Source organism: Rhodococcus sp. NPDC057297 (genome assembly GCF_042667435.1).
Classification (GTDB): domain Bacteria; phylum Actinomycetota; class Actinomycetes; order Mycobacteriales; family Mycobacteriaceae; genus Rhodococcoides.
Window position 1 is genome coordinate 1 of the sequence record NZ_JBHUZE010000014.1, and the last position, 12,475, is coordinate 12,475.

The 12,475-nt window shown below is 63.6% G+C and carries 18 protein-coding genes; 6 read left to right on the plus strand and 12 right to left on the minus strand.

Features of this window, described 5'->3' with window-relative positions:
• The first annotated feature begins 286 nt into the window (after positions 1 to 286).
• Positions 287 to 880, plus strand: a complete 594-nt coding sequence (locus ACFULT_RS26185) for a DUF2637 domain-containing protein (protein ID WP_378482949.1) — start codon at positions 287 to 289, stop codon at positions 878 to 880.
• Positions 877 to 1,497 carry a DUF2510 domain-containing protein gene (locus ACFULT_RS26190; RefSeq protein WP_378482950.1) on the plus strand — a complete coding sequence of 207 codons (621 nt, stop codon included), beginning with the start codon at positions 877 to 879 and terminating at the stop codon, positions 1,495 to 1,497. The genes ACFULT_RS26185 and ACFULT_RS26190 overlap by 4 nt, the downstream gene beginning before the upstream one ends.
• On the opposite strand, the gene ACFULT_RS26195 is transcribed toward ACFULT_RS26190, so the two are convergent.
• Positions 1,463 to 1,690: a helix-turn-helix transcriptional regulator gene (locus tag ACFULT_RS26195; protein WP_378482951.1), complete on the minus strand. Its 228-nt coding sequence runs from the start codon at positions 1,688 to 1,690 to the stop codon at positions 1,463 to 1,465. The genes ACFULT_RS26190 and ACFULT_RS26195 overlap by 35 nt on opposite strands.
• Positions 1,691 to 1,757: 67 nt before the next feature.
• On the opposite strand from ACFULT_RS26195, the gene ACFULT_RS26200 reads away from it, so the two are divergent.
• On the plus strand, positions 1,758 to 2,024 hold the full coding sequence (locus ACFULT_RS26200) for a hypothetical protein (protein WP_378482952.1): 267 nt from the start codon (positions 1,758 to 1,760) through the stop codon (positions 2,022 to 2,024).
• Positions 2,025 to 2,094: 70 nt separating this feature from the next.
• Here the strand turns inward: ACFULT_RS26200 and ACFULT_RS26205 are convergent, their stop codons facing one another.
• The gene (locus ACFULT_RS26205; RefSeq protein ID WP_378482953.1) at positions 2,095 to 2,310 is read right to left on the minus strand and encodes a hypothetical protein; all 216 of its coding nucleotides are present in this window, start codon (positions 2,308 to 2,310) and stop codon (positions 2,095 to 2,097) included.
• A gap of 238 nt (positions 2,311 to 2,548) precedes the next feature.
• Here ACFULT_RS26205 and ACFULT_RS26210 point away from each other — a divergent pair, with 238 nt between their 5' ends.
• Entirely contained in the window at positions 2,549 to 2,788 is a 240-nt protein-coding gene (locus ACFULT_RS26210; protein ID WP_378482954.1) for a hypothetical protein, read from the plus strand.
• A gap of 207 nt (positions 2,789 to 2,995) precedes the next feature.
• Positions 2,996 to 3,139 carry a hypothetical protein gene (locus ACFULT_RS26215; protein ID WP_378482955.1) on the plus strand — a complete coding sequence of 48 codons (144 nt, stop codon included), beginning with the start codon at positions 2,996 to 2,998 and terminating at the stop codon, positions 3,137 to 3,139.
• On the opposite strand, the gene ACFULT_RS26220 is transcribed toward ACFULT_RS26215, so the two are convergent.
• From ACFULT_RS26220 to ACFULT_RS26235, 4 genes are all read right to left on the minus strand, one after another.
• The gene (locus tag ACFULT_RS26220; protein WP_378482956.1) at positions 3,118 to 4,059 is read right to left on the minus strand and encodes a tyrosine-type recombinase/integrase; all 942 of its coding nucleotides are present in this window, start codon (positions 4,057 to 4,059) and stop codon (positions 3,118 to 3,120) included. The genes ACFULT_RS26215 and ACFULT_RS26220 overlap by 22 nt on opposite strands.
• A 111-nt stretch (positions 4,060 to 4,170) precedes the next feature.
• Positions 4,171 to 4,416 (minus strand): hypothetical protein, encoded by a 246-nt coding sequence (locus ACFULT_RS26225; RefSeq protein ID WP_378482957.1) that lies wholly within the window; start codon positions 4,414 to 4,416, stop codon positions 4,171 to 4,173.
• A 4-nt stretch (positions 4,417 to 4,420) separates the two neighbouring features.
• Positions 4,421 to 7,984, minus strand: a complete 3,564-nt coding sequence (locus tag ACFULT_RS26230) for a polysaccharide deacetylase family protein (RefSeq protein WP_378482958.1) — start codon at positions 7,982 to 7,984, stop codon at positions 4,421 to 4,423.
• 13 nt (positions 7,985 to 7,997) lie between these two features.
• Positions 7,998 to 8,552 (minus strand): hypothetical protein, encoded by a 555-nt coding sequence (locus ACFULT_RS26235; protein WP_378482959.1) that lies wholly within the window; start codon positions 8,550 to 8,552, stop codon positions 7,998 to 8,000.
• Between ACFULT_RS26235 and ACFULT_RS26240 the strand changes: the two genes are divergently transcribed.
• On the plus strand, positions 8,533 to 8,862 hold the full coding sequence (locus ACFULT_RS26240) for a hypothetical protein (RefSeq protein WP_378482960.1): 330 nt from the start codon (positions 8,533 to 8,535) through the stop codon (positions 8,860 to 8,862). The genes ACFULT_RS26235 and ACFULT_RS26240 overlap by 20 nt on opposite strands.
• Here the strand turns inward: ACFULT_RS26240 and ACFULT_RS26245 are convergent.
• The 6 genes from ACFULT_RS26245 to ACFULT_RS26270 are packed head-to-tail and all read right to left on the minus strand — an operon-like array spanning position 8,831 to position 12,320.
• Entirely contained in the window at positions 8,831 to 9,202 is a 372-nt protein-coding gene (locus ACFULT_RS26245) for a hypothetical protein (RefSeq protein ID WP_378482961.1), read from the minus strand. The genes ACFULT_RS26240 and ACFULT_RS26245 overlap by 32 nt on opposite strands.
• Entirely contained in the window at positions 9,202 to 9,543 is a 342-nt protein-coding gene (locus tag ACFULT_RS26250) for a hypothetical protein (RefSeq protein ID WP_378482962.1), read from the minus strand. The genes ACFULT_RS26245 and ACFULT_RS26250 overlap by 1 nt, the downstream gene beginning before the upstream one ends.
• Complete coding sequence (locus tag ACFULT_RS26255; protein WP_378482963.1) at positions 9,540 to 10,055, minus strand: hypothetical protein; 516 nt, start codon at positions 10,053 to 10,055, stop codon at positions 9,540 to 9,542. The genes ACFULT_RS26250 and ACFULT_RS26255 overlap by 4 nt, the downstream gene beginning before the upstream one ends.
• Positions 10,042 to 10,515: a hypothetical protein gene (locus ACFULT_RS26260; protein WP_378482964.1), complete on the minus strand. Its 474-nt coding sequence runs from the start codon at positions 10,513 to 10,515 to the stop codon at positions 10,042 to 10,044. Before ACFULT_RS26260 ends, ACFULT_RS26255 begins: the two co-directional genes overlap by 14 nt.
• Positions 10,515 to 10,811 (minus strand): holin, encoded by a 297-nt coding sequence (locus ACFULT_RS26265; protein ID WP_378482965.1) that lies wholly within the window; start codon positions 10,809 to 10,811, stop codon positions 10,515 to 10,517. The genes ACFULT_RS26260 and ACFULT_RS26265 overlap by 1 nt, the downstream gene beginning before the upstream one ends.
• Positions 10,812 to 10,814: 3 nt before the next feature.
• Positions 10,815 to 12,320 carry an N-acetylmuramoyl-L-alanine amidase gene (locus ACFULT_RS26270; RefSeq protein WP_378482966.1) on the minus strand — a complete coding sequence of 502 codons (1,506 nt, stop codon included), beginning with the start codon at positions 12,318 to 12,320 and terminating at the stop codon, positions 10,815 to 10,817.
• Positions 12,321 to 12,475 lie beyond the last annotated feature (155 nt).

Below are 12,475 nucleotides of genomic sequence, written 5' to 3' on the forward strand. Positions count from 1 at the left end.
CTCATAATCCATTGGTCGCGGGTTCGAGCCCCGCCCGCCCCACCCCTTACGCCCCAGCTCAGAGCATTCAAAGCGCCTCAGGCTAGTTCGCAGGCTCTCGCTTCTGCCCACATTTTGCCCACGGTAACAGGTACCTTCGTGGGCAAGAATTCTTCGCACTCTTGCCATCGCAGCGACCACATTCGGGTCGTCCGGGTCGTACCCCTCGTCGATGATCGCCGCTCGCTCTTCAGCATCCATACCCATTCAGACGCCACAGACCGGCGTCCGGTTCCCAGGAGAACCCATGTCCAAATCCGCAGCCCTACTCACAGCCCGCCGCGGCACCGTGTTCCTGTCGCTCGTGAGTTTCATCCTGTCCTACATCGCCCTCGCCGACCTCGCACACATCGCCGGCCTCGGACCACAGGCGTACCTCTGGCCGGTCATGATCGACGGCGCGATCGTCGTCGGCACCGTAGCCGTTCTCGCGTCCCCGGACTGGCACTCGTGGTCGATGCTCGCCGGGGCCGCGCTCGTGTCCGTCGTCGGCAACGGCATCCACGCATGGGTCACGCAGGGAACGTGGATCGCAGTCGGGGTCGCACTCACGCCGCCTGTGTTCTTGCTGTGGGTGACGCATCTGACGGTGAGGCTGGGGCGCGTGGAGGGCGACCAACATATCGACAGTTCCGATGAGTTGCCCGTCGCCGACGTAGACCCGCGCGCACGGGTGCTCGAGCTCCTCGCCGAGGGTGGCCTGTCGATGCGGGAGATCGCACGGAGAGTCGGCACCGACGACCGGAACGTCAGACGCTGGCGAGACGAGGTAACGAAACAGACCAGCCGGGAGACATCCTCGACGCACCATCAAACCGAACTGGTAGGAACATCGACATGACGCACCCCGCTGGCTGGTACCCCGACCCCTACAACACCGGGCAGGAACGGCACTGGGACGGATCCGTGTGGGGTCCGTACACGCGGCCCGCCGCAGCAGTGACACCCGCTAAGAAACGTCGCGACCCCTTCCGGACGATCCTCACCATCGCCGGCGTCATCCTGGTGATTGTTGTGGCTGTCAGCTTCTTCGCGCCGTCCGACAACACTGAGCGCAACAGCAATTCGCCCGCAGCAGTCGAAGCCGTCGACCCGGACTTCAACAACCCTGCCACTTACCTTCCCCTCGACGACCGGGCGCTGCAGGTGTTGATCAAGAATCCTGACGCCGCGGCGGGTGCAAAGCACATCATCTACGGGGAGGTGTCGCAGTTGGATGCTGCGACCGGGGACAGGACGATGCGGGTGGATGCGGTGGCGACCCCTGATGCTGGCGGGTTCGGCGACAACGTTGTGGTGAATGTGCGGGATGCGGAGTTGTTGCGGCCGGTGGTGTCTGGGGACATGGTGAAGCTGTTCGTGGTCGTCGATGGTGCGATCTCGTATGACACGCAGATCGGTGGTCGAACGACGGTGCCTGAGTTCACGGCGGCGATTGTGGAGGTGCTTCCTTCTTGAGGTCGGTGCGTGCTCCTGCGCCCGGTCGGTTGGCGTGCCAGTGCTCGATGGTTGTTTCGAGCCAGCCTTGGTTGCGTCCGACTAGGGCGTCGGGCTCGGGTAGGTAGCCCTGCTTTTGGTAGCCCTTGATCGCGTCGAGTGATACGCCGAGGCGTTCGGCGATCTCGCCGCGTGAGAGGTAGCGGATGGTCATGCGGCCTAGGCTACCCCTTTTGGGTAGGGGGTTGACCTTATTCCCTTTTGGGGGTTAGGCTCACAGCATGACAAACACCGCAGCCCCCGCCCGCAACACCCACCTCCTCGCCGACATCCTCCGCACCCACGACATGATCGCCCACTCCGACGCCAACGCCCGCGGCACCAACTTCGACGGCTGGGTCCGCTTCTCCCAGATCGCCGAATACGTCGACGCCACCGAAGCCGACATCAAGGCGATCGTCACCGACTGCCTGGAGAACATGACCTCCCCGACGCACAAGGTCGACTACATCCGCCCCAACGCCTTCATGGCCTACGTCGTCACCTAGACGCAAAAGAATCCCCCCACCCGAGCCGCAAGGCCCAGGTGGGGGATTTCTTCGATGGAGCAGTGAAAGGTCAGGCAGGTTCGGTCGGCTCCGGGTTCACCGGCTCCTCCACGACAGCATCCGGGACGATCGCCGCAACAGCAGCGAACTTCTCACGAATCGCAGCCGCAGTCTCCGCGTCCGCACCGACAGCCTCGATCACCTCAGCCGCACGCTGATCCGCCTCGGCCTGAATCTTCTCGCCGAGCTCGTTCAGCGCAGCCTGAGTTTCCGGTCCTACAGCCATGATGGCCCTCCTTGTTTTCTCGATCCAGAAGAGGACGACCCCGAACAGGGCCACCTCGATTACGTGCCACATGGGGCACCCCCGATCTCTTCGTGGGGATTTGTGAGCCCGATTCCGGGCATGAGAAAACACCCGCACTGTTCGCACGGGTGTTCGAAGTCTGCTAGTTTGGTGGTTCAGCGGAGAGCTCGGGAGGGAAGCCCGACACTCTCCGCTGACCTACTTTCGGAGGGCGGACGTGGAACCCCTGTACCGACGCGGTGACCGATGGATCGAACTCGCCCCCAACACCTGCACCGAAGGACACCCACTCACACCCGGCAACGTCCTCGTCGGCTCCTACGTCTGCAACGGCCCCTGCGGACACCACCGCACCCACCGATGCCGGCACTGCGACGACGTCACCTACACCCCCGCACTCACCCGAGAATGCACACGCAACGACGGAGGACGCTCCACCTTCACATGGATGACGTAGACGACCCGGCGCCAGTCCCCACCGAGAGATGCTGTCCAGCACGACATGCAGGGTCGGGCACATGGTTTACCACGGTGGCGCCAGTAGCCTGGATCCAGTCCCGGACCTCAGCCCAATCCTGATCCGTCATATCCGCCGCGTTCACACGACCCGATTCCCAGTCGATAGCCATGCCCTCATCCTCTCACTCAAAGCAAGGACCCGCCCATGTCGTTTCCACCCCAGCCCGACGAAGGCCAAGCAGGAATGGTCCTACTCCCGGACGGCCGCTACGGATTCCGCTACGAGAACTCCGACGACGTCATCATCATGAAACAGCCCGAAGCGGATCAGGCGACCGAGCCCAAGTAAGCGGCAAGACCATGTGACGCGTGCGTGTCCAGGTTGAGACGCCCGCGGTCGTAGATTCGGATTGTCGTCGATATGTCGCGGTGTCGTGCCGCGAGCTGGACCTCACGGAGCGGAATACCTGCATCGATGGCGTTTGCGATGGCGCCATGCCGCAGCGTGTGCGGCGAGACCACCATGTCGTTGATTGCGGCCTTCTTCGCGATGCGCTTCACAACCCGGTCCGCCGAGGTTCGTGTCATCCGCGTCCCATTGCGGCGAAGAAACAGCGGGCCCTGCTTGTCCTCGAGACCTTCGATCACAGTGTCGAGTGCCCGCATGATGACAGGGGCCTGTGGCAGCGTGGCTGGGTCGCCGTTTTTGCCGACGAACGCCACCACGCGGTGGCCCTTCGAGTAGTGCAGGACGTCGGGGACGTTCAGGCCGCACACTTCACTGACCCGCATGCCGAGGTACGCCATCAGCACGCACATTGCATACTCGGACGGCTTCGAGTCGTACGCGGCCCGGAGGAATCGCTGCGTCTCCTCACGGTTCAGATGGACCTTCTTCGACAAGTCCAGCTTCGGCCGTGCCATCCGCACGTTCCGGCATGGGTTCTTCATCACGTAGTCGTCGTCGAGGGCGTACTCGAAGAACTGGCGGAGTGAGATGATCCGGCGGTTTACGCTGCGGGCATTGTTGCCGCGTACGTCTGCCATGTACCGGACGTACGCCTCGATCGTCATCCGCCTCGCGTGGAAGGGATGAAGTCCGTTGGCGTGTTCTGCGCACCATTCACGAAACAGTCGTATATCCCGGCCGTACTCGACTCGGCTGGCGTCCCGGTAGCGGGACAGGAACGCGTCGATGAGCATCTCGAACTCTTCGTCACTGGGGATGGTGACGTTCGCGGGCAGGCGGGTACCGTAATCGGCAGTCATGTCCAGGTCCATTCTGGTTGTGGCGAGGCCCCAGCTTTCGGTGTTCGTAGCACCTGGCTGGGGTCGACTTGTTTCTAAGTCTCCCAACATCTTACCGTGTTGGTCCGACTATTATCCGAGCATCGGTTTGGTGTTATGTGCCGCTTCGATCGCCTGACAGAAACGTGACAATCGCCTGTTAACTGTCACGTTCTCTGTCATGCTGACCGGATGCTCTACTGGATTCTCGGCGGTGTCGCCGTTTGGGTCGTCATCGCCGTGATCGCGGTGTACTGGCTTGGGCGAACCATCTCGCACACCGACCTCGAAGAATCCGCCGCCGAGCTTCGACGAGCCGAGCGAACCGACCAGGCGCACGGTGCTACGCGGCCACTACGACCTTCAGATCATCGAGCACAAGGGAGTCGGAAGACGCCGAGTTGAATCCCGCGATTCCGACGAGTGCGCCAGTGAGCACGTCGGTGTCTGTGGCGGAGTAGACAACGGTCCCGTTCTTCAGCAGTTGCAGCGCAGACCCAACCACCCGCACACCTACCGTGTCGCCGTCCGCCAACGGGAAAGACGATCCCGAGAAGGTCGTGGTCGTGGACCCGACCCGCTTGCGTAGATCGAACGCAGCCGACCCGATCCGAAGGCGGATGGAGGTGGAGTTCCCGGCCTGCCGCCTGACATCGAGGTACACCGACGTTCCAGTCGAAGCGGGGCGGGTGACGACCTTGACCGATGCTTCGACGTCCGAAGACGGCATCGGCGCTGTGGCGGACGGGGCCTCCCCTGCCACCAGTGACAGCGTGAGCGCACCGTTGACGGTGTATCGGCTGAGGGGTGTGGCCGTCCACGAGGCCGCGGTGCCGCCTGCGTTCGAGTCCGTCGATCGACCGTTGAGTTCTCCCGTACCGGAGAATCCATCGCTGAGCACCGTGGTGCCTACGGCCGGATTGCCGAGCACGTCGACCCATCCGAGTTCGAGCAGCTTCGCACCGACGAGCTTGGCGACTGCGTTGTACCCGGTGTACGACAGGTGCGCATCGTCGTCCGCCAACGACGGGGGCATGACGCCGTTGGCCTGAGCGGCGAGGTCCGCGGACGTGGGCGTGATACCGGTGTCGGTCCACACCTTCGATCCGGTGATGTACGCGCCGACGTCGAGGTACTTATCCCCGTACGTCTGCCGGTACACCTCGTTCACGCGGGCAGTCTGCGCGACACGATCGGCTGCCCAGTTCTGATTGCAGAAGTGACCCAGGACCAGCCGGCGTTTGGCGAAAGCGCCGACCTGCTTCCAATGCTTCGCGGTGTAGTCGACGACCCTCTTCTCCTCCTCGGCGCTGAGCGTTCCGAGGTTGTTCTTACCGACCCACAGCAGGGCCGCATTGTCGCGGCGAGTGACTCCGACCGACGAGAGGAACGGAGCCGGTGCTGCGACCGCGACAGCGCTCCCCGACGTCGTGCGGGTGAAGGTGTACCCCGGCGTCGGGGTGGCGGTGTACGCCAGGGTTCCCGCGATACCTGCCAGGGTGCCGTCGATGGTGACGGTGGAGTACACCGGAAAACTGTTGGCGATGGTGACCGCTACCGACCCCGACGCGGGAATCGATCCACCGACCGGCTGCACGAGGACGGGGACCGCGTTGGCCTTGGCTGCCGAGTGTTGGATCTCCTCGCCGCCGATGCCCTGCGAGTAGACCGGGATGCCGAGTACCGACTGCAGTGCACCCTGAGACACGAGACGCTGAGCGCTCGACGAACCCCACACCGCGACACCAGGGGCAGGTTGCACCGGCGAGACGTACCCAGTCGCGAGGTCGATGCACAGCCATGTCCCGGCCGTGTTGTGAAACAGCGCGAAATCGCCGATTACTGCGGGGGTGTCGGTGATGTCGAGGCCGGTGGCGATCTGCTTTTCCGCTGCACCGTTGGCGAAGTTGGTCGCGTAGAGGGTCGACCCGTCCCGCCTGACGATGAAACGGTTGGCATCGACGGACACTGCGGGGGTCTGCCATGCGACACCGGTGCCGGTCTTGGCGAGTACCTGCCCAGTCGCACCGCCCGCGGGAGTCGTCAGCTTCGAGTCGACGTCGATCGGCCCGGACATGATCTCGGAGGACGTCGCGACAGCGATTCCCTTCGACGCGATGTAGTCGATGAGAGCCGTGAAGTCGGCTACAGACCAGGAGTTGACACTGCCGGTGCTGTCGAGGGTGTGGAAGACGAGGTTGATCCAGCACTTTTCGGTGGTCGCGGAGTCGACGAGCGCTTTCGCCGAGGCGAGGTCACGGCTACTTCCCAACGCGGCCGCGGGTACCGCCCAGCGTGCAGCGGCAGGTAGCTGCGAGTGTCGTCCGTCGTTGGTGCGGGCGAATCCGTAGTACTGCGAGACCAGGCGTTGCAACGGTGCGTCGAAGTTGCCTACCGGGTAGGCGAACGCGGACGACTCCACACCGAGGCTGCGCTGCCACTGCCGCAACTGCGTGAGCATCGTACGGACCTCAGCCTCGGGTATGCCGACTCGGGACGCGTGTTCACCGGCTGTCATGCAGTGTCCGCCGACGTCCCATCCGTGAGCGTCATGGAGCGTCCGCACCTGCGCCTCGGTGAGGTAACTCGAACCCGATCCCACACGTGAGACCACCGGGTACAGGGTGGCGCGGTAGCCGTACTTTCCGAGAACCTGACGGGCGACCGTCCACGCTTCGACGTAACTGTCGTCGAAGTCGATGCTGACCACGCCGTTCGGGAATCGTGAGTCCCCCTCGACGTAGGTCGCGACCCCGCCCAGCTTGAGCCCGACTGTATTGCCGGATCCGATGTCTCGGACGCTCACCTGGGCGGTGGTCAGACCGACGCGGAGGGGCGCTCCTGAGCTGACGGAGAAGTTCGCCCAGGGGATGATGAGCGGTACCCACTCGTTCTCGCGGAGGGACGACTTGCCGCCCGAGGGTACCGAGACGGTCGCGCGCCACGAATCGGTCATGGCCGACGTCGTCGCGAGGTAGACGTCGAAGGTCGACAGGTTTTGCATGTTGACGGCTTTGACCCAGAGCACGAGGCCGCGGCCGTTCATGTCCAGGTTCAGGCTGACGTTCTTCAATCCAGCGGTGGCCCCGTCTCCGAGGGTGACCGTGGAGATGCAGCGAGTTCCGATTGCGAAGTCTGTGGTGTCCGATGGTGTGGGGGTCTGCGCGCCCACTCCGCCCCAGCCGTGGGCTGCGGCCTGGAACGGACTGATGATGGTGGTGCGCGGCCAGAAGCGGGGCGAAGGCGCGGGTGGGGAGACGATCGAAGTCGACGCATAACTATTTGCAGCGTCCGTTTTCGTCAGGAGCCCATCGAGCTCCGTCCGCACCGCCGGCGCCAACTTCGACCGCGACACAGCATCCGACGCGATCTTCGGGCCCGTCACGGCAGTGGGCGCCAACTTCTCCGTCGTCACACCCTCGTCAGCGACACCACCACCCAGCTCCAGATCGGCTAGGTCTTCCTCCTCGATCGGCCCGGTCTTACCCAGAAACGAAGTGACCGTTGCAGTCGGAGCTGTCACCGGAAGATCGATGGTGCCGTTCGGAACCAAATCCAAATCGATGACCGTCTGCCCCGTAGGCAGTTGGAAGTTCTTCTTGAAGGCGATGGAGTTGCCGCCGGATCGCCACGACCCCTCTGCGGTGTACGCCCAGTTCGAGAACGCATTCCCGGCAGCGTCGAGGAACCCCGCCTGGTCGGTGTGCGGGAGAGTCACCGAACCCGGTAGTCCCTCCCCTGCTTCCGCCCGCAACGTGAACGCCAACAGTGGCGCACCCGTCGCAGCGTGGTACACGGAATGCGATGGGGTGATCGTCAACGTAGTCGACACATCCTCACCACCGAATCCCGACGCCGGAGAACCGAACGTCACCACACACGTGGTGACACCTGGAGGTAAAGCCATAGCAGGACTCCAATCAGAGGACGTTGATGACGAGGTAGGTGGAGGAGGTGATGGTGCCGCGGCCGCCGGTGCTCGTGACGTTGGCTTCGAGGCGGACGACTTCACCGGTGCCGGTGAACGTTCCCGACCTGGTTGCGGACGTCGATGTGTTCGCAATGGTCACGGAGTCGACGACGGCGGATCCGTTCACTAGCCGCATCGATTGCGTGTTGCCGGTTCCGGCGCTAGTTCCGACAGCGAGGCGATACTCGAACGACGCCACCAAGCCGGCGGGGACTTGGATGCCATCACCGTCGACGATGTTTGTGGCCGGGTAGCCAGCGCGGACCACCCACGGTGAAAGCCGTGTCCACACGTTCGTCGCGGTGAGGGACTGGTTGCCGGACTTGTCGATGCCTTGGTTGGCGAGCATGTACATCTGCACCGTCACGGCGGGTGCCAGGTCCGCGGCTGCAGTGACGACGGGTTTCGCCGCAGCAGCCGCATCGATCAAAGGTTCCGCCGCGGCGGCCACCGCAGGAACGACGGCCGGGGTGACCGTGACAGTCATGTCTGCGTCGGCGGTCATGATGTACGTTCCACCCTCAGGCTTCACGATCACACTGACATCAGGCACCACAGTCGCCGCGGCGGGCATCACCACGATCGGCAACTGCCGCACCACCACATCCACACCGAACTCGATCGGCGCATCCATCCGCAACGCCTTCTTCGGCTGCGGCGGCACCGACCCAGCAGGGGCCACCGACACCCAGACACGAGGCCGCGCACCCACCGACACCTGCACCGCCGGTCTCGCAGCAACCGACACCGGAACTACAGGCCGCGGCGCAACCGAAACATCCATCAGCCCTGCGGCACAGTCAACGTCGGAGTGATCCGCACCTTCGCCTGACCCGGATACGAAATGTTCGCGATCGGCACAGCCCACAGGAACGTCGACCCCGACCAGCACCCCATATGCGTCGGCGTCACCGTCGTCGCCGGGGACACCGCGGGTGGAATATTGAACTCGACTTCCGAGCCGGTCACCACACCATCCGCTGTGCCACCAGTCCACGTCGTCGACACCCGGGCATACGCCGGTGAACCACCGGACAGTTCATTCGCGCCCGTCGTCCCCGGATTACCGGCATGTAGGGACAGTGAACTGCCCTGCGACGTGGCACCCAACGCTGTTGTTTCCCGGAACGCATTCGTCCCTGTCAAAGCTGCCATCAGTCTTTCCTTTTCACGTTGCCTCGGTACCAGCAGAAGTCGTAGGTGTCAGTGATCGGCGCGGCCGGTGGATACCGCACCATCAGCCGGTAGTGGTAGCGCGCAGGGATCTGATCGGTGTCGTTGGACTGCACCCAGAATTCGATGTAGGTGCCGGTGACGGATTCCGCATCCCATGTCTCCAACACCGGGGAAGTCATCTTGTCGTCGCGTGTGATCTCCACCCGCGCTGTCGTTCCCGCGGGGAAGACGGGGTCGGTTTTCGCTTTCTCGTAGCGGTGCGTCCAGTCCGCTGCACGAGACAGGGTCATGTCTTCTTGGATCGGTTCGTAACCGCTCACGAATCCTCCTCAGGCATCGGATCCAATTCGAATCCCTTGGCGGCGGCGTTTACCCGGGACGTGTGACCCCACTGCAGCAGGAGCACGATGTATGCGTTCTTCCCGTCCAGCTCCCGCCGGATAGCGGCCATCTCGTGGTGGTGTTCCTCGCGGGTCTTCCGGATTTCCTCGCGGTGCTCCAGACGGGCGGCTTCGAGCTCGTCGTCGTGGTCGGTGCGTTGCTTGCGCACCACCTCACGCAGTTCGATGAGTTCGGTGTTCAGGTCGGTGACTTGATCCTGCAGACCTGCGTAGGCTTCGTCGCGGCCTTTGCGGCGTTCGCGTTCGAGTTCGTTCTCCCGTTGAACTTTCCGGACCTGTCGTTCGGACCATGCCCGGGCGATGACACCGATCCATTTGAACTTGCCGTCCAGTTCGGCGATGGTCTTCGAGAACGTGAGGATCGCTGCGACGATCAGGAAGAGTGCGCCCCAGGTGGGGTTTACGTGCTCGAGGATTTCAGATATCTCCACGCAATTCCCCCCGCCTAATGGAGGACTGCCGAGCCAACGCTGCTGTGCCTGCTGCCATCACCCCGTGAATCAGCATCGCCACGAACAGTCCGGAGGGGGTGCGGATGCCCTGCCAGCTCACGTTCTCGAACGCCGTCAGGAACAAGCCGTAGGTGACGGCGAAGTAGGAGACGGCGATGATGACGTGTGCTGCGGTGATCCATGACCACCACCGGAACGTGAACCCGATCAGGAAGATCGCGGTGGCGCCGACGAACACGAACCCCCAGAACGACAGGCCCAGCCCGAAAGGCGCGGCGGATTCAGCGCGGACCAGCCCGGAGTTCGGGTTGGTTGGTTGCGCTCCGATGTAGTCGAGTCCGCGTGCCAGGGCTTGGTAGATGACGAATGCCTGGATGGAGACCATGACCCACCGCGGGAAGGTGCCGACTTTCCAGAAGCCGCGGTGGATGTCCAACATCAGTCAGCCTTGCGGTGGGAGCCTCGGGTGAAGTACCCGTTGTATGTCTTGGTGAGCGTCTCGATGAGAGACGGCACCAGCGACGGAGTGGCTCCGGCCGCCGAATCGGTGGGGCCGACGTATGCCGCGGCGAGGCACTTCAGTAGCGACAATGCCGCGGCGGACCCTGCCGCGCCGAGCGCGACCTTCCAATCGACGTCGAACAGGTTGGCGCCAAGCAGCAGCGGCAACAGTGCCTGCACGAAGGTTGCCACTACGCGTTCTGCAGTGGACTTCCAGAAGGACAGCGTGAACATGGGTTATCCCACTTTCGATAGTTTGGTGACACCTGTCGAGTGCCAGTACAGGGAGCCGTGCTCGAACAGTTGGTAGCGGTTGCCGTTGGCGTCGACGCCTTCGTTCGATGTCGGCCAGCCCAGCGCGCCGAGCTCGTAGCCCTCGGCCGCCCAACGCTTTCCGATCTCACCGTGCACGATGTAGCCGGTCCCGGCGCCTTCCTTGCGGTACAGCACCCCGCCTTGGAACGCCTGCACACCGCCCTTGCCGGTAACCCCGTCGAGTAGCGCAAACTCACGGACCGGGTAGCCGAGCTGCCCGCGTTCGTAGTCGAGCGCTGCGTAGGCCTCGAAGAGTCCGCCGCCGGGAATGGGGAATGCGCCGATCCCCGGGTAGAAGTAGATGTGCGCATTCTCGTAGACGCCGAGGCGGCCTTTGCCGTCCGACCCGACCGCGATCTCCTCGGGACGAACGCGAGCTCCGACCCACGGCGCGCGCTTGGCTGCCTCGTTGATCTCGTTTACGATCGGCGCCTCCGCCTTCCTGTCGATGGCGGCCTGTACGTCACGGCGGAACGCGTTCATATCGATTCCGCCGGGATCCCACTTCCCCTGGATCGCACCCCATTCCTTGTGGCCGATAACCCGATCGGACTGGTGACCGAGCCTGCGCAGGATCGCCGCGACTCCGCGGACGTAGGACTTGTACTGTGCGTCGGACCATCCTTCGGTGCCGTTGTTCTCGGCCTCGATGCCGATGGTTACCGCGTTGGCGTTGTTCTTGGCGATGCCTGGCCACGAGCCCGAGCCGGCGTGATAGGCGATGCCGACGCCGCAGAGCGTCCACTTGCCGTCGCGCGCGAGATGGAGTTGCGATGCGAGACCGAGGGTGGGATGTTTGGCGATGTAGCCGGGATTGTTGCTCGGCGGGTTCGACCCGGTGTGGTGCGCCACGATCCCCCAGATCCCACCGAAGTCGCCCTGCCCTCGGTCGAATGCGCCATCGAACACTGCACAGTCGAGGCCTTCCGCTTTCAGTACTTCAGCGAGCCACACAGGGTCACCGGACCATCCCATTACTGTCTCCTTGGTTCCGCCGAGCGCCTTGTATAGTTCGGTTGCTTCGGCCATGCGCTTGTCGTAGCGGTCGGGGTACGCGGATCCCTGAACGTCCTGCGCGAACTTCCCTGGGGAACGGTTCGTGTTGTTGTAGTCGAGCTTCGCGAGCCGCTGGAAGAACAGGCGGGCGCTGAGCGTCGGGTCCATGCAGGTTGCGGCATCCCCCCACCACCAACCCCCATTGCCCCAGACGACTTGCTGCTGGAACAGGCCGACCGAGTAGCCATCGTTGCCGATTCGTTCGTGTGGGAGTTTGAGCGAGGCCGGCACTTTCGCGTTCGCGTACATGATGAGATCGCACTCGACCAGGACGGTTGCGAGGGCGATGAGCAAACCCCGTTCGGTGATTCCGAGGCGGCGGCCCTCATCGACGACAGCTCGGGCGTAGCCGAGTTGCTTATCGGAGGCCATCAGGCCTCCTCTTGGAACACTCGGAGGATGGTTTCCGCGGTAGTGAAATCCACTGTCGTCGATGCTGTAGCACCAGGTTTCGATCGTGCAGCCATCACCGCCACCACCTCCGGAACCGTGCGCCCGCATATCTCGGCGACCTTCGTCACCGTCTG

Bases quoted from the DNA above. Each gene is read 5' to 3' on its own strand.
- ACFULT_RS26185 (WP_378482949.1), top strand. From the start codon at position 287: ATGTCCAAATCCGCAGCCCTACTCACAGCCCGCCGCGGCACCGTGTTC.
- ACFULT_RS26190 (WP_378482950.1), top strand. From the start codon at position 877: ATGACGCACCCCGCTGGCTGGTACCCCGACCCCTACAACACCGGGCAG.
- ACFULT_RS26195 (WP_378482951.1), bottom strand. From the start codon at position 1,690: ATGACCATCCGCTACCTCTCACGCGGCGAGATCGCCGAACGCCTCGGC.
- ACFULT_RS26200 (WP_378482952.1), top strand. From the start codon at position 1,758: ATGACAAACACCGCAGCCCCCGCCCGCAACACCCACCTCCTCGCCGAC.
- ACFULT_RS26205 (WP_378482953.1), bottom strand. From the start codon at position 2,310: ATGGCTGTAGGACCGGAAACTCAGGCTGCGCTGAACGAGCTCGGCGAG.
- ACFULT_RS26215 (WP_378482955.1), top strand. From the start codon at position 2,996: ATGTCGTTTCCACCCCAGCCCGACGAAGGCCAAGCAGGAATGGTCCTA.
- ACFULT_RS26220 (WP_378482956.1), bottom strand. From the start codon at position 4,059: ATGACTGCCGATTACGGTACCCGCCTGCCCGCGAACGTCACCATCCCC.
- ACFULT_RS26230 (WP_378482958.1), bottom strand. From the start codon at position 7,984: ATGGCTTTACCTCCAGGTGTCACCACGTGTGTGGTGACGTTCGGTTCT.
- ACFULT_RS26240 (WP_378482960.1), top strand. From the start codon at position 8,533: ATGTCTGCGTCGGCGGTCATGATGTACGTTCCACCCTCAGGCTTCACG.
- ACFULT_RS26235 (WP_378482959.1), bottom strand. From the start codon at position 8,552: ATGACCGCCGACGCAGACATGACTGTCACGGTCACCCCGGCCGTCGTT.
- ACFULT_RS26245 (WP_378482961.1), bottom strand. From the start codon at position 9,202: ATGGCAGCTTTGACAGGGACGAATGCGTTCCGGGAAACAACAGCGTTG.
- ACFULT_RS26260 (WP_378482964.1), bottom strand. From the start codon at position 10,515: ATGTTGGACATCCACCGCGGCTTCTGGAAAGTCGGCACCTTCCCGCGG.
- ACFULT_RS26265 (WP_378482965.1), bottom strand. From the start codon at position 10,811: ATGTTCACGCTGTCCTTCTGGAAGTCCACTGCAGAACGCGTAGTGGCA.
- ACFULT_RS26270 (WP_378482966.1), bottom strand. From the start codon at position 12,320: ATGGCCTCCGATAAGCAACTCGGCTACGCCCGAGCTGTCGTCGATGAG.